Source organism: Symbiopectobacterium purcellii, assembly GCF_052050035.1.
Taxonomy (GTDB): Bacteria; Pseudomonadota; Gammaproteobacteria; order Enterobacterales; family Enterobacteriaceae; genus Symbiopectobacterium; species Symbiopectobacterium purcellii_A.
Genome location: NZ_CP189882.1, coordinates 4,443,082 through 4,460,367, shown reverse-complemented (window position 1 = coordinate 4,460,367; position 17,286 = coordinate 4,443,082). Strand labels below are relative to the sequence as shown.

The 17,286-nt window shown below is 47.1% G+C and carries 18 protein-coding genes and 10 pseudogenes; 11 read left to right on the top strand and 17 right to left on the bottom strand.

The features are described from left to right. Positions 1-82: 82 nt before the first annotated feature. Entirely contained in the window at positions 83-349 is a 267-nt protein-coding gene (locus ACQGXV_RS30495; RefSeq protein ID WP_440864119.1) for a DUF3811 domain-containing protein, read from the bottom strand. A 170-nt stretch (positions 350-519) separates the two neighbouring features. Here ACQGXV_RS30495 and ACQGXV_RS30490 point away from each other — a divergent pair, with 170 nt between their 5' ends. After that, positions 520-972, top strand: coding sequence for a hypothetical protein (locus ACQGXV_RS30490; RefSeq protein ID WP_440864118.1), 453 nt, complete (start codon positions 520-522; stop codon positions 970-972). A gap of 200 nt (positions 973-1,172) precedes the next feature. Here the strand turns inward: ACQGXV_RS30490 and ACQGXV_RS30485 are convergent. The 4 genes and pseudogenes from ACQGXV_RS30485 to ACQGXV_RS30470 all read right to left on the bottom strand — a co-directional run. Next, positions 1,173-1,959, bottom strand: a pseudogene (locus ACQGXV_RS30485) (integrase core domain-containing protein); the annotation flags it as partial. A 39-nt stretch (positions 1,960-1,998) separates the two neighbouring features. Continuing rightward, positions 1,999-2,973, bottom strand: coding sequence for an IS30 family transposase (locus tag ACQGXV_RS30480; RefSeq protein WP_440864117.1), 975 nt, complete (start codon positions 2,971-2,973; stop codon positions 1,999-2,001). Positions 2,974-3,038: 65 nt separating this feature from the next. Further along, positions 3,039-3,251 (bottom strand): annotated as a pseudogene (locus ACQGXV_RS30475) (helix-turn-helix domain-containing protein); the annotation flags it as partial. 9 nt (positions 3,252-3,260) lie between these two features. Further along, positions 3,261-3,539, bottom strand: a pseudogene (locus ACQGXV_RS30470) (integrase core domain-containing protein); the annotation flags it as partial. Between the two features lie 129 nt (positions 3,540-3,668). Here ACQGXV_RS30470 and ACQGXV_RS30465 point away from each other — a divergent pair. From ACQGXV_RS30465 to ACQGXV_RS30455, 3 genes are read left to right on the top strand one after another with little or no spacing between them, the layout of a single operon-like run. After that, on the top strand, positions 3,669-3,791 hold the full coding sequence (locus tag ACQGXV_RS30465) for a hypothetical protein (protein ID WP_440864116.1): 123 nt from the start codon (positions 3,669-3,671) through the stop codon (positions 3,789-3,791). 38 nt (positions 3,792-3,829) lie between these two features. Continuing rightward, a complete protein-coding gene (locus ACQGXV_RS30460; protein WP_440864115.1) occupies positions 3,830-4,060 on the top strand; it encodes a transposase in 231 nt (76 codons plus the stop codon). Between the two features lie 59 nt (positions 4,061-4,119). Continuing rightward, positions 4,120-4,509 (top strand): IS3 family transposase, encoded by a 390-nt coding sequence (locus tag ACQGXV_RS30455; RefSeq protein ID WP_440864114.1) that lies wholly within the window; start codon positions 4,120-4,122, stop codon positions 4,507-4,509. A gap of 42 nt (positions 4,510-4,551) precedes the next feature. On the opposite strand, the pseudogene ACQGXV_RS30450 reads toward ACQGXV_RS30455, so the two are convergent. From ACQGXV_RS30450 to ACQGXV_RS30425, 6 genes and pseudogenes are all read right to left on the bottom strand, one after another. Beyond that, positions 4,552-4,674, bottom strand: a pseudogene (locus ACQGXV_RS30450) (class C beta-lactamase); the annotation flags it as partial. A gap of 22 nt (positions 4,675-4,696) precedes the next feature. Further along, the gene (locus tag ACQGXV_RS30445; RefSeq protein ID WP_440864113.1) at positions 4,697-5,518 is read right to left on the bottom strand and encodes an IS630 family transposase; all 822 of its coding nucleotides are present in this window, start codon (positions 5,516-5,518) and stop codon (positions 4,697-4,699) included. A 64-nt stretch (positions 5,519-5,582) separates the two neighbouring features. Next, a pseudogene (locus tag ACQGXV_RS30440) lies at positions 5,583-6,336 on the bottom strand (IS3 family transposase); the annotation flags it as partial. A gap of 404 nt (positions 6,337-6,740) precedes the next feature. After that, a complete protein-coding gene (locus ACQGXV_RS30435) occupies positions 6,741-7,040 on the bottom strand; it encodes a transposase (protein ID WP_440864112.1) in 300 nt (99 codons plus the stop codon). Between the two features lie 202 nt (positions 7,041-7,242). Next, positions 7,243-8,460, bottom strand: a complete 1,218-nt coding sequence (mlc, locus tag ACQGXV_RS30430; RefSeq protein ID WP_440864111.1) for a sugar metabolism global transcriptional regulator Mlc — start codon at positions 8,458-8,460, stop codon at positions 7,243-7,245. 176 nt (positions 8,461-8,636) lie between these two features. Beyond that, a complete protein-coding gene (locus ACQGXV_RS30425) occupies positions 8,637-9,557 on the bottom strand; it encodes a LysR family transcriptional regulator (protein WP_440867728.1) in 921 nt (306 codons plus the stop codon). A 104-nt stretch (positions 9,558-9,661) separates the two neighbouring features. Between ACQGXV_RS30425 and ACQGXV_RS30420 the strand changes: the two are divergent. Then, positions 9,662-9,844: pseudogene (locus tag ACQGXV_RS30420) on the top strand (IS256 family transposase); the annotation flags it as partial. Between the two features lie 168 nt (positions 9,845-10,012). Here the strand turns inward: ACQGXV_RS30420 and ACQGXV_RS30415 are convergent. Together ACQGXV_RS30415 and ACQGXV_RS30410 are read right to left on the bottom strand one after the other, a co-directional pair. Beyond that, on the bottom strand, positions 10,013-10,936 hold the full coding sequence (locus ACQGXV_RS30415; RefSeq protein ID WP_440864110.1) for an IS5 family transposase: 924 nt from the start codon (positions 10,934-10,936) through the stop codon (positions 10,013-10,015). A gap of 159 nt (positions 10,937-11,095) precedes the next feature. After that, entirely contained in the window at positions 11,096-11,308 is a 213-nt protein-coding gene (locus ACQGXV_RS30410; RefSeq protein WP_440864109.1) for a hypothetical protein, read from the bottom strand. Between the two features lie 100 nt (positions 11,309-11,408). Between ACQGXV_RS30410 and ACQGXV_RS30405 the strand changes: the two genes are divergently transcribed. Beyond that, positions 11,409-12,308 carry a transposase family protein gene (locus ACQGXV_RS30405; protein ID WP_440864108.1) on the top strand — a complete coding sequence of 300 codons (900 nt, stop codon included), beginning with the start codon at positions 11,409-11,411 and terminating at the stop codon, positions 12,306-12,308. Positions 12,309-12,345: 37 nt separating this feature from the next. Here the strand turns inward: ACQGXV_RS30405 and ACQGXV_RS30400 are convergent, their stop codons facing one another. Then, a complete protein-coding gene (locus ACQGXV_RS30400) occupies positions 12,346-12,582 on the bottom strand; it encodes a helix-turn-helix domain-containing protein (RefSeq protein ID WP_440864107.1) in 237 nt (78 codons plus the stop codon). Between the two features lie 230 nt (positions 12,583-12,812). Here ACQGXV_RS30400 and ACQGXV_RS30395 point away from each other — a divergent pair, with 230 nt between their 5' ends. Beyond that, a complete protein-coding gene (locus ACQGXV_RS30395; RefSeq protein ID WP_440862584.1) occupies positions 12,813-13,178 on the top strand; it encodes an IS630 transposase-related protein in 366 nt (121 codons plus the stop codon). After that, on the top strand, positions 13,102-13,635 hold the full coding sequence (locus tag ACQGXV_RS30390; RefSeq protein WP_440867726.1) for an IS630 family transposase: 534 nt from the start codon (positions 13,102-13,104) through the stop codon (positions 13,633-13,635). The genes ACQGXV_RS30395 and ACQGXV_RS30390 overlap by 77 nt, the downstream gene beginning before the upstream one ends. A 20-nt stretch (positions 13,636-13,655) precedes the next feature. On the opposite strand, the pseudogene ACQGXV_RS30385 reads toward ACQGXV_RS30390, so the two are convergent. After that, a pseudogene (locus ACQGXV_RS30385) lies at positions 13,656-13,811 on the bottom strand (transposase); the annotation flags it as partial. 89 nt (positions 13,812-13,900) lie between these two features. Between ACQGXV_RS30385 and ACQGXV_RS30380 the strand changes: the two are divergent. The 3 genes and pseudogenes from ACQGXV_RS30380 to ACQGXV_RS30370 form a co-directional block, all read left to right on the top strand. After that, positions 13,901-14,242 (top strand): annotated as a pseudogene (locus ACQGXV_RS30380) (transposase); the annotation flags it as partial. Positions 14,243-14,434: 192 nt separating this feature from the next. Continuing rightward, positions 14,435-14,635 (top strand): annotated as a pseudogene (locus ACQGXV_RS30375) (transposase); the annotation flags it as partial. Between the two features lie 221 nt (positions 14,636-14,856). Beyond that, positions 14,857-16,095, top strand: coding sequence for an MFS transporter (locus tag ACQGXV_RS30370; RefSeq protein WP_440867724.1), 1,239 nt, complete (start codon positions 14,857-14,859; stop codon positions 16,093-16,095). A 61-nt stretch (positions 16,096-16,156) separates the two neighbouring features. Here the strand turns inward: ACQGXV_RS30370 and ACQGXV_RS30365 are convergent, their stop codons facing one another. Further along, positions 16,157-16,588, bottom strand: a complete 432-nt coding sequence (locus ACQGXV_RS30365) for an OsmC family protein (RefSeq protein WP_440867723.1) — start codon at positions 16,586-16,588, stop codon at positions 16,157-16,159. Between the two features lie 34 nt (positions 16,589-16,622). Next, positions 16,623-17,114: pseudogene (locus tag ACQGXV_RS30360) on the bottom strand (IS3 family transposase); the annotation flags it as partial. Between the last annotated feature and the right edge of the window lie 172 nt (positions 17,115-17,286).

Sequence of the window (17,286 nt, the reverse complement as noted above, 5' to 3'; positions counted from 1 at the left end):
CGGCGACAACAATCCAATAGTCGTACCACTTCATCCGTTGCTATCTTTTCCTATTAGGCAGGAATCCTGCGTAACAGCAGGCCTAACGGCGTCCCCGCACATGAGTATTTGCAGACCATTTATAGGTGACGTTAGCATCCGGTTTGAATTTATTTTTCTTCTGCTCTGCACGAGCCTGCTTCGCTGCCATTTCACGTTCTTTCATCAACTTATCGATATAATCGTCTTTAATACGATTATTCTCCGCGTTGGTTAATGTCCGACCTCGTTTCTTCCTTTCCTGATCCAGCAGCGTTTTGAGCTGTCGCTGTTCACTCTCAGTCATGTCTTTCTGTGTCAGTCTGGGCATGGGAAGGGATCTCGTTGTAGGTTAGAAAATCCATTGTAGAGCAAACTCGCTAATTTTACATTGGTTTCAATGCCATTGAACGTCAACTGCTTATATATAGGTCCTGGCGGTTAAAGTGCTTCAAATTATAACCAGTGAATGTATTACCAGGAAAAAATGAAAGGATGCTTATGAAGAAGCTTTGGGTGTTAATGGTTGCCTCAACGTTGAATATATTTTTACCCACTAATGCCCAAGGCACTCTGTCAACAACACCGCCACGAATGGAGGGGGTCGACAAATTTTACACATCAAGTGGCCGAGCAGGGATTATTCCTGCAAACAGGCTGGTTGTTTATTATGGTAATTTCAACTCCCGAAGAATGGGCATATTAGGGGAATATCCGGCTCCTGAACTGTGGAAAAAATTAACCGCTGAAGCGCAGGAATGGGAAAATGCAGACCCATCAAAGCCTGTCATTCCGGGATTAGAGTATATTGCTACCGTAGCAAGCAATCAGCCTGGGCGAGACGGATTCTACCGTAACCGTATTTTCATCATGTTAATGTGGCTACCGTCAGTGTTAGTAGATTCGCATTGTACATGGAAGGCAGAGTCCCAGAGTTTTATACCACCGGGCTAACTGAGCTAACTGACCGCCGACAGGCGGTACGACGATTAGCAGATCACTCTAACGCTGTAAGGTTATGAACATTGCAGCGTTAGAGGACATTGGACTTTTGGAGATCGAAGACAAGAGAACATATCAACGACACCGGATGAAATGTACTAGCTCAGACCTGATCTGACAGTTACCGGTTATTTATACAGGTGTCTGTCAGATTACATCCGGTTCAGATCCTTTTCTGACCAGACCCGTTTTCCATCAAGTAACGTGGCCATTGGCGTTCGCCCGCAGCACATTTTTCCCTGATGAGTTCGCTCATTATTGTAATGCCACAACCAGTTGTCCAGATCTGCCTGCAGGCTCTCCAGGTCCCCATATAACTTCTTGCGGAACGTAACCTGATAAAAATCCTGCAAAATCGTTTTATGGAAGCGCTCGCAGATGCCGTTCGTCTGCGGAGACATCGCCTTCGTTTTTGTATGGTCGATATCGTTGATGGCCAGATACAGCTGGTAATCATGCTGCTCCACCTTACCACAGTACTCCGTTCCCCTGTCGGTCAGTATTCTCAGCATCGGCAGTCCCTGAGCCTCGTAGAACGGCAGTACACGATCATTGAGCAGATCGGCGTTTTATCGTATACAGCTTGCAGTGTGCCACTTTCGAGTACGTATCCACGAACGTCTGCTGGTAGATACGGCCCACCGCTTTCAGATTGCCAACGTAGAAGGTGTCCTGCGACCCGAGATAACCCGGATGAGCCGTCTCGATTTCGCCGCTGGCCTCATCATCATGCGCCTTTTTCTCCAGCGCTGCGATTTGGACATCGGTAAGCACGATGCCTTCTCTGGCAACTTTTTCCTCAAGCGCCTTCATGCGTTTACGGAAGTTCTCCAGATCGTGCCGTTGCCAGATGGACCGCACGCCGCTGCCGGAGATAAACACGCCTTTTTTACGCAGCTCATTACTGGTCCGGTGCTGCCCGTGGGCCGGGAACTCAACGCCCCATTCCCACTCGAAACGCAACAAAACGGTAGAGGGTTATGCCACCAGTAAGTGCGTTAAAAATACCTCATTGGGGGAACGATAGCCCAGCGATTTTCTGCCCCTTGTATTGAGTATGTGTTCGAGTTCGGCAATCTTACGATGACTGACCTGACTGAAGTCTGTTCCCTTTGGGTAAAAACGTCGTATCAGCCCGTTGGTGTGCTCATTCAAGCCCCTCTCCCAGGAATGATAAGGATGGGCAAAGTAGACCTGCGCCCCTGTGATTTGAGTAATTTGCTCGTGCAGAGCGAATTCAGGGCCGTTATCAGCTGTTAGGGTCTTAAACTTGCAAAAGGTATTAGCTTCAATGTCCCTGAAAGCAGCAACCACAGTCTCCGCACGCTTATTAGGCAGTTTGCGAATGATGACGGTTTTCAATGCTTTATCTACGATGGTTAACAAGAATGACTTCTGGTGTTTGCCAAAAATAGTGTCAATTTCGAAGTGGCCAGGCTCCTGTTTAAGCTCGGCTTGAGCTGGGCGATACTCAATACCAACACGGTTGGGAATAGGGCCTGATTTGAGGTTTTCGGCATTGTACCTGTAACGTTTTCCCCGATGAGGAAGTTGCTGATATAGCTCCCCGCCAGCCTGTCTCTCCTGCAGGATATAGAGATATAGCGTATTCTTGCTGACAGATATACCGAATTCCAGGTGCAAACGGCCACTGATGATTTCAGGTGAAGAGTGAGTGGAAAGCGCCTGCCTGATGAAGTTCTGAATGTGTGGCTCCAACGGGTAAAAAGCATTGTTTGGCAGAGGCTTATGACGGCGTTCCCGGGCCAGAGTGTCCGCCCTTCTACAGCAGTAGACACCATTGAAAGTAGGGTCGGTATTGCGTCTGAGTTCCCTGCTGATGGTCGAGCGAGGCAGAGCACGCTCTCTGGCGATGGTAGCTTGGTTGACACCTTCACCACGCCGCTTTTCGATGTAGAACCGTTCTTTCTGAGTCAGAGGTTTTCCCTGCATGCAACAGGCTCTCCAGTATGGCCAGAACGGTGATTTTATCCGACTCTGGCAAGTGGGTCACTTTGTTGCGTTTCGAGTGGGAATGGGGCAACGGCATATTCAACAACCGCGCGTTCAGTGGCTTCGTCGGCGCGTTTCTTCAGGTTGGGAACCCGGCGGTTCTGGTTAACCAGTGCATCGATGCCACCTTCAGCAGCCAGTTCCTGATAACGGTAAAACGTGTCGCGCGACACGCCCATGATCTTGCAGGCTTTTGATTCGCTACCAAGTTCTTCGGCGTGTAGTGGTCAACTAAATTTGGCCACCCTACCTGACTGTTGATGGAACAGCCGTTCTGATTCATTTGGTGTTAACCCACCGTTATACCAGTGAGGTCTGACATCGCTATAATAATGGGTTATGTAGCGAATAATGGATGATTGAGCAGTACTAAAGCTTTGGTAGCCAGTCGTTGGCACCCATTCAGTCTTCAGACTACGGAAGAATCGCTCCATCGGACTATTATCCCAACAATTTCCTCTGCGACTCATACTTTGGGTCATCTGATAACGCCACAATGCCTGCCTTGTAGTGGTTGAATAATCAGGACACTAAACTTACATCCAAAACGGAGGTGTTTAGTGAACCATAAACGACAATTTACCCCTGAGTTTAAAAAGGAAGCCGTTGCCCTGGTATAGCTAAGCGACATTATTTTGATAACAGCCAGCTATGCTTCTTTGCCACATATAGCCAACCGACTTAAAAATGATTACAGCCGATGCCCTGATATGTGGCAAAGAAGCATAGCTGGCTGTTATCAAAATAATGTCGCTTAGCTATATCAGGGCATCGGCTGTAATCATTTTTAAGTCGGTTGGCTATAACAGAGCAGGGCTATACGATAGCCAGGGCAGCAGCATCGCTGGGCATAAGCAACAAAACCCTGCATACATGGGTCTCGCTGGCACGCGAGCAGAGCAACGGCGTACTCAGCGATGATGAACGTGCAGAGTTAAAACGGTTACAAAAGGAAAACAAAGAGTTACGTACAGAGAAGGAGATACTAAAAAAGGCGAGTGCCTTCTTCGCGAAACATATGTCGTGAGATACCGGTTCATTCTCGACAATGCCACTGACTTCAGCGTTCGTACACTCTGTCGGGTCATGCGTGTGACAGCCTCTGCCTGGTATGCATGGCGAAAAAAGCCCGCCGAACCGCTGCAAAAAGACGTGGAGGTCCGGTTCAGGTTAAAGGCGCTGTTCGCCGCCAGCAGGCAGGGAGCAGGAAGCCGGACGCTGGTCAAAAGGCTTCGTGGAGAAGGCATCATAATCAGCCGCTGGCGGGTGAGGAAACTCATGCAGGAAGAGGGGCTGGTCTGCCGACAGCGCCGGACTTATAAGGTCACGACAAAACCCCGCCCGGGTGCAGAGGTGGCCGCAAACCTGCTGAACCAGAATTTTAACCCGCCGGGGCCAAATCAGGTGTGGGCGAGTGACATCACGTATACTGGTGCACTGGTGCGCATAATGTATATTATGTTAAATTTAATGTGAATGTAAAACAACGTAATGCCCCACCGTAGCCTTCCAATAAAAATTCGCGTACTGCCGCATTTCACCCGGTCCCCATTGCGGTTGCCAGTACAGATAGAACTGTAGCAACCCCGCGGGGGTCGTCACTTCATCGGGAACTTGTAAAGGCAGACCACCTGCTGTGTATAGCCAAGCGACTTAATTTTGATTACACCATATGGACTGAGAACAAACTCTCTGTATCGCAACCCATCTCTCTTTTTTTGCTTTTTGCTTGTGCCCATTTATGCTCAATTGGGTTAAGATCTGGCGAATATGTAGGCAAATACTCCACCATATACCCTGCATCGATGATGACTTGTTGAATATTATGTTTTTTGTGAAAAGTGGCATTGTCCATCATGATTACACTGTTTTTAGGGAGTACTGGGATAAGGACTTGTGTGACCCAGGCATAGAAAACATCGCTGTTAATATTGATATCAAATAATCCGATAGCAAACAGCGTTGTGCCTAATAAAGCGCCGATAACATTTGTTCTTCCCCTAGCTCCCCAGTTCTTCAGGCCAAAACACCGTTGACCTTTTGGGGAATAGCCGTGAGTCCGTGGGGCATCGTGTGAAAAACCACTTTCATCAATAAAAACAATAGGTTTACCTTCTTTTTCATACTGTTGTTTTTTTTGTTGAAATCCCTGCCGGGCGTTTTCGTCGGCTTTCGGATGACGTAGAGTTTTTTTATAGGTCAATCCCAGCTTTTTAAGCGCTTGCCAAATGGCCTTCTGACAAACGCCAAAACGCTCTGCACGTTCTTTTTGGTAAGCATCTGGATATTGTTCAACATCTTTTATCAACTCGGATTTATCGATCTTTCGCTGACGCGTGGTCGATGCTTTTGACTCTATTTGATTAATCCAACGCGATACAGAGGCAGGGCCAATCCGAAATTGCTTCGCTGTTTCTCGGATACTCAACCCTTCGTTTTTCCGTGTAGATATCACTTTACGTCTAAAATCAATTGAATAGCTCATTTAAATAATGTAATCAAAATTAAGTCGTTTAGCTATAAGTAAGGTTTGCCATGCACTGTAGTGGTCAACTAAATTTGGCCACCCTACCTGACTGTTGATGGAACAGCCGTTCTGATTCATTTGGTGTTAACCCACCGTTATACCAGTGAGGTCTGACATCGCTATAATAATGGGTTATGTAGCGAATAATGGATGATTGAGCAGTACTAAAGCTTTGGTAGCCAGTCGTTGGCACCCATTCAGTCTTCAGACTACGGAAGAATCGCTCCATCGGACTATTATCCCAACAATTTCCTCTGCGACTCATACTTTGGGTCATCTGATAACGCCACAATGCCTGCCTATACTGACGACTGGTGTAATGGCTTCCTTGGTCACTATGAAACATGACTTGTTTGGGATGCCCACACAGTTCCCAAGCCATTTGTAGTGCTTTGGCTGTTAATTCTGAATCTGGCGAAAACGACATTGCCCAACCCACGGGTTTTCGGGCAAATAAATCTAATACCACCGCCAGATACGCCCATCGGGCGCCTGTCCAAATATAGGTTACATCGCCGCACCAAACCTGGTCAGGCTTGGTATAGCCAACCGACTTAAAAATGATTACATCCTATGCCCTGATATGCGGCAAAGAAGCATAGCTGGCTGTTATCAAAATAATGTCGCTTGGCTATAACAGCGAATTGCCTATTGAGCAGATTTGGAATATCAATACGTTCATTTCCACCTCGGTTGTATTGATGTTTTCTTGTTTGGCAACTAACGAGGGTTAATTCTTTCATCAACTTACCCGCTAACCACCGCCCAAGTTTCACGTCGTGTGTATTGGTAACCATCGTGGCGATAGTCCTTGCGCCCGCAGACCCGCCACTAACGTTCCACGCTTCGCTGACCAGGCTACGTTTTATCGTCCGCTCAATATCTGGCTCCTTAGGTCGACACCAATAGCTATAACTGGGCTTTGTTGAATAATTTAACCGTTTGATTTACATCTTCTTTAGTTAGAATGCATTTACAGAGAATGTATTTTGTTAGAACGACAAATCAAATAGTTAGCACAATAAAAAGCATTCCGAGAGGAAAAATTAGTCGTTGAAATTTTATAATGCTTATATAAATCAGTATCTTAAATTATTCAACAAAGCCCTATAACTGCTTCGGTGAACATTAAAAATACGACACAACGCTTTCACTGGATAAAGCGCTCTTAGCTTTTCAACTACCGAGAATTTTTCAGTGAGTCGGACATTAAGAGCGCAGTAGCCTTTTTTAAGATGGCATTCTCCATTTCCAGTCGGTGGATTTTTTTCTTCATTTCTCTGAACTCAATTTGTTCAGGTGTTAATGGCAGACCAGGCGATGTTTTCCCTTGACGTTCTAAACGAAGGGCTCTTACCCACCGGCTAATCGCTGAAAGACTGACGTTCATGGCTTTCGCGGCTTCCTGGTAGGTATAATTTTGGTCAAGGACTAATTTGGCGGTTTCACATTTAAATTCAGCAGTAATTATTTTACTCATTTTGGCACCTATAAAAATTATGAGGTAAGCATATCACCTCTACTTAGGTGGCCAAATTCAGTATGCCACTACACACCTGAAAATAAAAAACACAGCAAAAAGTCTTCCAAGAGTGAAAGTCTAGGTGATGTACCTCAGGTAGGGCTTGCGTTAGCGCAATGTTTTGTAATTCATGAAACGTTTTATAAATTTTTGTGCCACATCAGCCTTGCAACAGTCTCACCAGCAGTGAACCGTTATACAACGCCTCTTTGACCAACGCCGCACCTGGCATGGTCCCCTGATTATAAAACGCCGTAGATTCCACTTGTATATTGTGGCTGTAGGCAGGTAAAGACTGTTGGCGAACACAATCCAGGATCGCAGGATGCAGGATACTTGCGGCCTTATTTAAGGGGGAGCCAACCAGAATCTTATCTGGGTTGAAGAGGTTAACCATGATAGCCGCGATACGGCCGACATTGCTGCCAACTCCGTTAATGATATCTTTGGCTAATTGGTCCCCTTTCAACGCGGCATCGCAGAGTGTCTCTACGGTAAGCGGTGAACCGTTCAGCAATGAGCTCATCGAACCATTCAGACGCTGTTGTGCCAGTTCGAGCATGCTTTCGATGCTGGCAACGGTTTCCAGACAACCGTTATTACCGCAATAGCAGCGTTTGCCGTAGGGATCGACCTGGGTATGGCCGATTTCAACCAGATTACGGCTGCCCGCATGAAGTAGGTGGCCTCCGGTGATCACCCCTGAGCCGACATTGTGATCAATAACAATCTGGATAACGTTTTGCGAACCTCGCGCTGCGCCATACATCGCTTCGGCCATAGTCCACGCGTAAATGTCATGCTGTAGGAAGACCGGTAATCCAGTGCGGCTTTCTAACGCCGGGCCTAACGCCATCTCCTCGACCGCATAAAATGGCATGCGGTGAATAATCCCGGCAACAGCATCAACCATACCCGGTGAGGTAATGGCAATTGCCGTTAGCCGTTCCAGTTTGCGTTGGTGTCGAATAAAAAACTGGTCGACTTCGTGCAGGATACGCTCCAGCAGCGGCTGCGAATGGTTGCTCGGCAGGTTGACGCAATCCTCAACAACCAGCGCATTACTGAGATCGCGCAGTGCCAGCGTAATTTCTTCACGGCCAATTCTAACGGAAAGATAGTGCCAGGCATCGGTATCCAGCAACAAGCCAATCGCAGGACGGCCACGGCTGCCGACGTCCTGATATTCGGTCTCTTTCACCAGATGCGCTTCCATCAATTCGCGCACGATCTTTGTGATACTGGCAGGGGCCAACTGGGCCAGTTTTGATAACGCAATGCGGGATACGGGGCCGTGCAGGTCAATGAGCCGGTATAACGCACCGGCATTCATTTGTTTAATCTGATCGATATGTCCGGGTTGACCATCCGCAATCACAAAACGGCTCCTACTGTCTACGAATTGCCATGCTGAGCGTTCGCTGATGCATAAGGTGAGTTGTTACGTACATTGTGCAGCGAAGGTTGTTAGCATCAATGCGTATTTTTCACGCTGCAAAATAAAAAAACTGCGGGTATGGTGGGGCTTTTAGTGAATTGCGTCAACTCTTTGATTCATTTTGTGATTTGGTGCACATATTTGCCCGTGTCTTGTTCCAACATAAATGAAATCAACGTGTTTGCCGCAGGATTAAGTGCCGCCCGGCGTGAGGTGACCAGCCACACTTCCGTGGTGGCATCAGGTTCGCTAAGCGGCACATATTTGACACCATCCACGGAGATACGCAAAAAGGATGCGGGCAGAATTGAAACGCCCAGCCCCGCCGAGACTAATCCCACAATGGTCATCGCTTCCCCGACTTCCTGCGTAATGTAGGGATCAATGGCATAATTTTTCAGCAAACGCAGAATTTCGTCATAAAGCGCCGTTCCTACTTCCCGGGCAAAAAACACAAAAGGCTCGTTAGCCAATTGACGCACGCTGATATGGGGCTGACTGGCCAACGGATGTGTTTTGTGTACCACCGCCACCAAGGCTTCATGCAACAGTAACTGATGCTGTAAATCTGCCGGCAGCGTGTTATTGCGCATTACGCCGATATCCAACTTTCCACTGAGCAATGGGTCTATCTGCTGCTTGGTGTTCAACTCCAACATTTGCAGATGAACATCCGGATAACGTTGCCGGAAATGCAGCAAACTGCGCGAAACCGCACGAATAAAAGGCGCAGAGGAGGTAAAACCAATCCGTAGTTCACCAATCTCACCACGTTGGAGCCTGGCGGCGTGCGCAGAGGCTTGCTCTACCTGGTGCAATATTCCCCAACTCGCTTTGCGAAACGCTTCCCCTGCCGGGGTCAGCCTGACATTGCGATTGTTGCGTTCAAACAGCGTCGCGCCGATTTGTGCCTCTAATGACTGAATCTGCTGGCTCAGTGGCGGCTGTGAAATGTTGAGTTTCTCTGCTGCCCGGCCAAAATGCAGCTCTTCAGCAACAGCAAGAAAATAGCGTAGATGGCGTAGTTCGATGTTGATGGCAAGCCTCCTCGATCAGAGAGTAGAGATCTACGTGCAATATTGAGACTGTAAAATAATCTGTGTAAATGGCATTTTGAGGAAAACCTTCAAAGGATAACAAAATGCTTATCAGCAACGAACTTATTGACCAACTGCTTCAAGATTGTCACTCCCCTCAGGATCTGCTGGGTGAATCAGGCCTACTCAAGGTGCTGACTAAAAGACTGGCGGAACGGGTTCTTGAAGCTGAGATGGATATGCACCTTGGGTATGCTAAGCATGAACCGGCAGGTAATCATTCAGGCGCCCCATTCCCACTCGAAACGCAACAAAATGGTAGAGGCTTATGCCACCAGTAAGTGCGTTAAAAATACCTCATTGGGGGAACGATAGCCCAGCGATTTTCTGCCCCTTGTAGGCTTTGTTGAATAAATCAGAATTAGCCGACAGGATGACTCCCTCTGCTACACCTGTTATCCTATCCTGACGCTGTGTGGCATACCCAACAACGTCATACGGTTCAGCGCTTTGACCATCGCTATGGCTTCACCTACTTGAGCCTCATAGTCACGCAGGCTCAGATGGCCACCCAGCAAAGTTTTTATGCGGAACATCGCTGTTTCTGCCACTGAACGCCGGTGATAACCCACTTTCTTTTTCCACATATCATTACTCCCGCTCAGACGCTGATTCGCCACCGCATGGTTACGTTCATGGTACTTGTCCGGCCAGTATTTGGCTCCGCTTCGCGGCGGGATAAGGGGCCTGATTTTCTTTCTTAGCAACGCATCGTGGCAGTAACGGGCGTCATAAGCACCGTCTGCTGACACTTCCCTGATTTTTCGGTGGGTTTGGTTAATCAGGCCCGGCAGTGCCTGCGCATCTGTCGTTCCGCTGAGCGATAAGTCGGAACAGATAATCTCATGCGTCGCACTGTCTGCTGCCAGATGAAGCTTGCGCCACACTCTTCGTCTGTCAGCCCCATGCTGCCTGACTTTCCATTCACCTTCGCCAAAGACCTTCAGACCGGTACTGTCGATGACCAGATGCGAGATTTCACCACGCGTTGGCGTTTTTATGCTGATACTGACGGTTTTTGCCCGCCGACTGACCAGAGAGTAGTCCGGGCAGCGCAGTGGCAGGCTCATCAGTGTAAAAACCGAGTCGACAAAGCCCTGTAATGCACGGAGCGACAGGTTAAACACGCGCTTTATCATCAAAACCGTGGTAACAGCCATATCGGTGTAGTAAAGCGGCCGACCACGACCTTCAGGCGAAGAACTGTCAGTCCATGCAGCGATGGCCGACTCATCAAGCCAGACCGTCAGGGAGCCGCGTTGTCTGAGTGCTTTGTTGTAGGTGGGCCAGTTGGTGATTTTAAACTTTTGCTTTGCCATGGGGAGCTGCTATCGGGAGCGATGATATAGCCAAGCGACATTATTTTGATAACAGCCAGCTATGCTTCTTTGCCGCATATCAGGGCATAGGATGTAATCATTTTTAAGTCGGTTGGCTATAGTGCTTTGATCCGGCGATCCCCTGAAAGTTCGATTTATTCAACAAAGCCCATTGTACCTGTAACGTTTTCCCCGATGAGGAAGTTGCTGATATAGCTCCCCGCCAGCCTGTCTCTCCTGCAGGATATAGCGATATAGCGTATTCTTGCTGACAGATATACCGAATTCCAGGTGCAAACGGCCACTGATAATTTCAGGTGAAGAGTGAGTGGAAAGCGCCTGCCTGATGAAGTTCTGAATGTGTGGCTCCAACTGGTAAAAAGCATTAAACTAGTTGCTGAATAGAGACTTGCATTTTTTGTCAGGCTATTGAGAATAAAAAGAGGTTTAACTTAGAGAATAAAGGTTTGAAATGATCAACAAAGAGCGGTTGTTACGAGATAATCGTTTATGTAAAGCAATCATTGGATTATCAGTCGAAGAATTGAAAAATTTAGCCGCTGAATTTTCAGCTTGTTATTTGATTTATCGGAAAAAGAATCGAAAAGATCACGAGCGGCAGATGGGTGCAGGGCAGAAAGGATTTATCCCAACCCCATTAGATAAACTGCTTTTTATTTTATTGTATTTAAAATGTTATCCGACCTATGATTTGCAAGGACTTCTTTTTGGTTTAGATAGAACACGGGTATGTCGCTGGGTAAAAATATTATTGCCGGTTTTAGAGATGACCTTGGGGCGAGAATGTGTTTTGCCCGCTCTTCAAATTCGCTCTGCTGAGGAATTTTTTCGCGCCTTTCCTGGAGTTAAAGACGTCTTTATTGATGGGACAGAGCGACCTGTCCAAAAGCCTAAGAATCTGCGTCGGCGAAAAAAAATGTATTCGGGAAAGAAAAGACAGACCACTCGAAAAGGGCTTATTATGACTGACGAAACAAGGCAAATTGGATTTATCCCCATGAGCAAAAATGGGCGCCGTCACGATAAACGCTTACTCGATAAAGTCGATATAATTCGCCATATTCCTCCTGAGGTAACCATCTGGGCAGATACCGGTTTTCAAGGTATAGATAAACAGCATCCTAATACACAAATCCCAAAAAAAGGAACTCGAAAAAGACCTTTATCGCCTGAACAAAAACAAGAAAATAAAATAATCTCGGGCATCCGTATTACAGTTGAACACGCCATCGCGGGTATCAAGCGCCTCGGTTGCATGACCCAAATTTTACGGAATCGTAGACCCTTTATTGATGATACCTTCTTACTCCTTAGCGCCGGTCTTTGGAATTTCCATCTCAGAACAGCGTAAAATTTACTTCAATCACCGAAACACCCTTATTTCACTATTAAGCAACACGCTTATTGTTTGGCAGAGGCTTATGACGGCGTTCCCAGGCCAGAGTGTCCGCCCTTCTACAGCAGTAGACACCATTGAAAGTAGGGTCGGTATTGCGTCTGAGTTCCCTGCTGATGGTCGAGCGAGGCAGAGCAAGCTCTCTGGCGATGGTAGCTTGGTTGACACCTTCACCACGCCGCTTTTCGATGTAGAACCGTTCTTTCTGAGTCAGATGTTTTCCCTGCATGCAACAGGCTCTCCAGTATGGCCAGAACGGTGATTTTATCCTACTCTGGCAAGTGGGTCACTTTGTTGCGTTTCGAGTGGGAATGGGGCCTTGAGCTGGGCGATACTCAATACCAACACGGTTGGGAATAGGGCCTGATTTGAGGTTTTCGGCATTGTACCTGTAACGTTTTCCCTGATGAGGAAGTTGCTGATATAGCTAAACGACTTAATTTTGATTACATTATTTAAATGAGCTATTCAATTGATTTTAGACGTAAAGTGATATCTACACGGAAAAACGAAGGGTTGAGTATCCGAGAAACAGCGAAGCAATTTCGGATTGGCCCTGCCTCTGTATCGCGTTGGATTAATCAAATAGAGTCAAAAGCATCGACCACGCGTCAGCGAAAGATCGATAAATCCGAGTTGATCAAAGATGTTGAACAATATCCAGATGCTTACCAAAAAGAACGTGCAGAGCGTTTTGGCGTTTGTCAGAAGGCCATTTGGCAAGCGCTTAAAAAGCTGGGATTGACCTATAAAAAAAACTCTACGTCATCCGAAAGCCGACGAAAACGCCCGGCAGGGATTTCAACAAAAAAAACAACAGTATGAAAAAGAAGGTAAACCTATTGTTTTTATTGATGAAAGTGGTTTTTCACACGATGCCCCACGGACTCACGGCTATTCCCCAAAAGGTCAACGGTGTTTTGGCCTGAAGAACTGGGGAGCTAGGGGAAGAACAAATGTTATCGGCGCTTTATTAGGCACAACGCTGTTTGCTATCGGATTATTTGATATCAATATTAACAGCGATGTTTTCTATGCCTGGGTCACACAAGTCCTTATCCCAGTACTCCCTAAAAACAGTGTAATCATGATGGACACTGCCACTTTTCACAAAAAACATAATATTCAACAAGTCATCATCGATGCAGGGTATATGGTGGAGTATTTGCCTACATATTCGCCAGATCTTAACCCAATTGAGCATAAATGGGCACAAGCAAAAAGCAAAAAAAGAGAGATGGGTTGCGATACAGAGAGTTTGTTCTCAGTCCATATGGTGTAATCAAAATTAAGTCGCTTGGCTATAACCTTGCGGATCTCCGGCGGAAAGTCAAAAATGACGATGAGACGTTCCCAATTATTTCTCCACGACGGGCTGATCGTCGGGAACTGCTCATCCCATTTGGCCGCGAAGGCATCCAGGGCCTCTTCAGCGCCCTCTAGCGTTGAGGAACTATAGCCAACCGACTTAAAAATGATTACATCCTATGCCCTGATATGCGGCAAAGAAGCATAGCTGGCTGTTATCAAAATAATGTCGCTTGGCTATAAAGGACATCTTCGTCGCCTGCTGCGATGGCCTGAAAGGCTTTCCTGATGCCATTGAAGCTGTTTACCCGCATACGCGGGTACAGCTCTGCATTGTGCATCAGGTGCGGAACTCGCTGCGCTACGTCGGCTGGAAAGAGCGTAAGGCCGTTGCTGCTGACCTGCGCACCATCTATAGTTCCGCAACGCTAGAGGGCGCTGAAGAGGCCCTGGATGCCTTCGCGGCCAAATGGGATGAGCAGTTCCCGACGATCAGCCCGTCGTGGAGAAATAATTGGGAACGTCTCATCGTCATTTTTGACTTTCCGCCGGAGATCCGCAAGGTTATCTACACCACCAACGTGGCTTTGTTGAATAATTTAAGATACTGATTTATATAAGCATTATAAAATTTCAACGACTAATTTTTCCTCTCGGAATGCTTTTTATTGTGCTAACTATTTGATTTGTCGTTCTAACAAAATACATTCTCTGTAAATGCATTCTAACTAAAGAAGATGTAAATCAAACGGTTAAATTATTCAACAAAGCCCACCAACGCGATAGAGTCGTTAAATGCTTCATTGCGCAAGATAACGAAAACGCGACGAATATTTCCAACGGATGACTCGGTGATAAAATTACTCTATCTAGCCTTGCATAATATCTCTGCTAAATGGACCTTGCCAATCAGAGACTGGAAACCTGCTATGAGCCAATTCATGTTGATGTATGGAGAACGAATCTCCGGTTAAGCAATGGAGCCATTTACACAAAATTCTTTACAGACTCAATATTTTAAACATATCAATTGGTATTATTAATATATTATACAAAACATTTTTACCCTTCTATGATCCTCTACGCGTCATACACTACATCGCACGCAGAATGCCGCATAAATTTGCTACTTTCCCCCTGTTGCCAAGGAATAGTTTTGAGTACGTCACTTTCTTCAGTATCTGATTCGGTCACCGTGCCAGATGACGAACGACGCGAAGAACCTCTGAATCGTAAAATCCCCGTCGCGCCCAAATCACCGTATATCACCCGTGGTACGACTGCATTTATTCGCGTTACGCTGGCACTGTTTTCCGCCGGGCTTGCGACCTTTGCCTTGCTGTATTGCGTACAACCGATTTTACCCGTGCTGTCGCAGGATTTTGGTATTTCACCAGCAACCAGTAGCCTGTCATTATCGATTGCCACGATAATGCTTGCGGTTGGGTTATTGTTTACCGGTCCACTTTCTGACACGCTGGGCCGCAAAAATGTAATGGTAATCTCGTTGCTGTTGGCCGCATTTTGCACGCTTATTTGCGCCTTTATGACCAGTTGGCACGGTGTGTTGTTAATGCGTGCGCTGATTGGACTCTCATTAAGCGGCGTGGCGGCGGTGGCCATGAGCTACCTAAGCGAAGAGATTCATCCCAGCTTCCTGGCCTTCTCCATGGGGTTATACATCAGCGGGAACTCTATCGGTGGCATGAGTGGTCGTTTGGTCACTGGGGTTCTTACTGATTATTTCCCCTGGCGCGTGGCCATCGGAGTTATGGGCGTTCTCGCACTGTTTGCGGCGTTGATGTTTTGGCGTATTTTGCCGGATTCGCGCCATTTTCGCCCTGGCTCACTGCGGCCCAAATCATTGCTGATTAATACCAAGATTCACTGGCATGACGCCGGGTTGCCCTGGCTTTTCCTTCAGGCGTTTTTACTGATGGGGGCCTTTGTTACCCTGTTCAACTACATTGGCTACCGGCTACTGGCACCGCCCTACACCCTGAATCAGGCCGTTGTTGGCTTGCTCTCGGTGGTGTATCTCACCGGCAGCATCAGTTCACCGCGCGCTGGCGCAATGACAGCACGCTATGGGCGCGGTGCGGTGATGGCTGGCTCCGTAGGGCTGATGCTTGCGGGGCTATGCCTGACAGCCTTTGTTGCATTGTGGCTTATTTTTATCGGCATGATGCTGTTTACCGCCGGTTTTTTTGCGGCACACGCCGTTGCCAGCGGCTGGATTGGTGTAAGAGCACGCCGTGCACGCGGTCAAGCCTCCTCGATGTATCTGTTTTGCTACTATCTGGGCTCCAGCCTGGCGGGTACGCTCGGCGGCGTATTCTGGTCACATTATGGCTGGCTGGGCGTGGCGCTGTTTATCGGACTGCTGCTGCTGATTGCGCTCTATGTCAGCCTGTATTTACGACGTAACCTATAAATCCATCTCGGCAATAGACTTCAGACGGTATGTTCAGCGCCTTTGAACATACCGCCCCACATCACAAAGCAGTATGATGTTTGATAATGGGTTCGCAAGTCACTGGGAAATTAAGTGAATTGGCGATGAAACAGAGTTCATGCGCCTGATGATGCAGCGCATATGCACGTTCCAGGTCATCGCCGGGGCGCAGCGTAATTTCAGGTTTAAGCACAATCTGCGTGAACGCCCCCTTTTTACCTTCCACCATCGTACCCTCTGTACTGTCTCGATAAGTGCAAACCGATATGCCAGCGTCGGCACACAGGTGCAGGTACCAGAGTTTATGGCATGCCGATGCTGAAGCGACAAGCAGATCTTCTGGGTTCCAGCGTGTCGCGTCTCCCAAAAAAGTGGGATCGGATGAGCCGGCGATAGTCCGTTTATTTCCCGACGATATATCATAATCACGGCTGTAGGCTTTATAGGACTCAGTTCCACTTCCCTGCCCCATTCCCACTCGAAACGCAACAAAACGGTTGTAGTGGTCAACTAAATTTGGCCACCCTACCTGACTGTTGATGGAACAGCCGTTCTGATTCATTTGGTGTTAACCCACCGTTATACCAGTGAGGTCTGACATCGCTATAATAATGGGTTATGTAGCGAATAATGGATGATTGAGCAGTACTAAAGCTTTGGTAGCCAGTCGTTGGCACCCATTCAGTCTTCAGACTACGGAAGAATCGCTCCATCGGACTATTATCCCAACAATTTCCTCTGCGACTCATACTTTGGGTCATCTGATAACGCCACAATGCCTGCCTATACTGACGACTGGTGTAATGGCTTCCTTGGTCACTATGAAACATGACTTGTTTGGGATGCCCACGCAGTTCCCAAGCCATTTGTAGTGCTTTGGCTGTTAATTCTGAATCTGGCGAAAACGACATTGCCCAACCCACGGGTTTTCGGGCAAATAAATCTAATACCACCGCCAGATACGCCCATCGGTCGCCTGTCCAAATATAGGTTACATCGCGGCTTTGTTGAATAATTTAACCGTTTGATTTACATCTTCTTTAGTTAGAATGCATTTACAGAGAATGTATTTTGTTAGAACGACAAATCAAATAGTTAGCACAATAAAAAGCATTCCGAGAGGAAAAATTAGTCGTTGAAATTTTATAATGCTTATATAAATCAGTATCT

Excerpts from the sequence above, each read along its gene's own strand:
- ACQGXV_RS30495 (WP_440864119.1), bottom strand. The coding sequence starts at position 349 with ATGCCCAGACTGACACAGAAAGACATGACTGAGAGTGAACAGCGACAG.
- ACQGXV_RS30490 (WP_440864118.1), top strand. The coding sequence starts at position 520 with ATGAAGAAGCTTTGGGTGTTAATGGTTGCCTCAACGTTGAATATATTT.
- ACQGXV_RS30480 (WP_440864117.1), bottom strand. The coding sequence starts at position 2,973 with ATGCAGGGAAAACCTCTGACTCAGAAAGAACGGTTCTACATCGAAAAG.
- ACQGXV_RS30455 (WP_440864114.1), top strand. The coding sequence starts at position 4,120 with ATGCGTGTGACAGCCTCTGCCTGGTATGCATGGCGAAAAAAGCCCGCC.
- ACQGXV_RS30445 (WP_440864113.1), bottom strand. The coding sequence starts at position 5,518 with ATGAGCTATTCAATTGATTTTAGACGTAAAGTGATATCTACACGGAAA.
- ACQGXV_RS30435 (WP_440864112.1), bottom strand. The coding sequence starts at position 7,040 with ATGAGTAAAATAATTACTGCTGAATTTAAATGTGAAACCGCCAAATTA.
- ACQGXV_RS30415 (WP_440864110.1), bottom strand. The coding sequence starts at position 10,936 with ATGGCAAAGCAAAAGTTTAAAATCACCAACTGGCCCACCTACAACAAA.
- ACQGXV_RS30405 (WP_440864108.1), top strand. The coding sequence starts at position 11,409 with ATGATCAACAAAGAGCGGTTGTTACGAGATAATCGTTTATGTAAAGCA.
- ACQGXV_RS30400 (WP_440864107.1), bottom strand. The coding sequence starts at position 12,582 with ATGCAGGGAAAACATCTGACTCAGAAAGAACGGTTCTACATCGAAAAG.
- ACQGXV_RS30395 (WP_440862584.1), top strand. The coding sequence starts at position 12,813 with ATGAGCTATTCAATTGATTTTAGACGTAAAGTGATATCTACACGGAAA.
- ACQGXV_RS30365 (WP_440867723.1), bottom strand. The coding sequence starts at position 16,588 with ATGGGGCAGGGAAGTGGAACTGAGTCCTATAAAGCCTACAGCCGTGAT.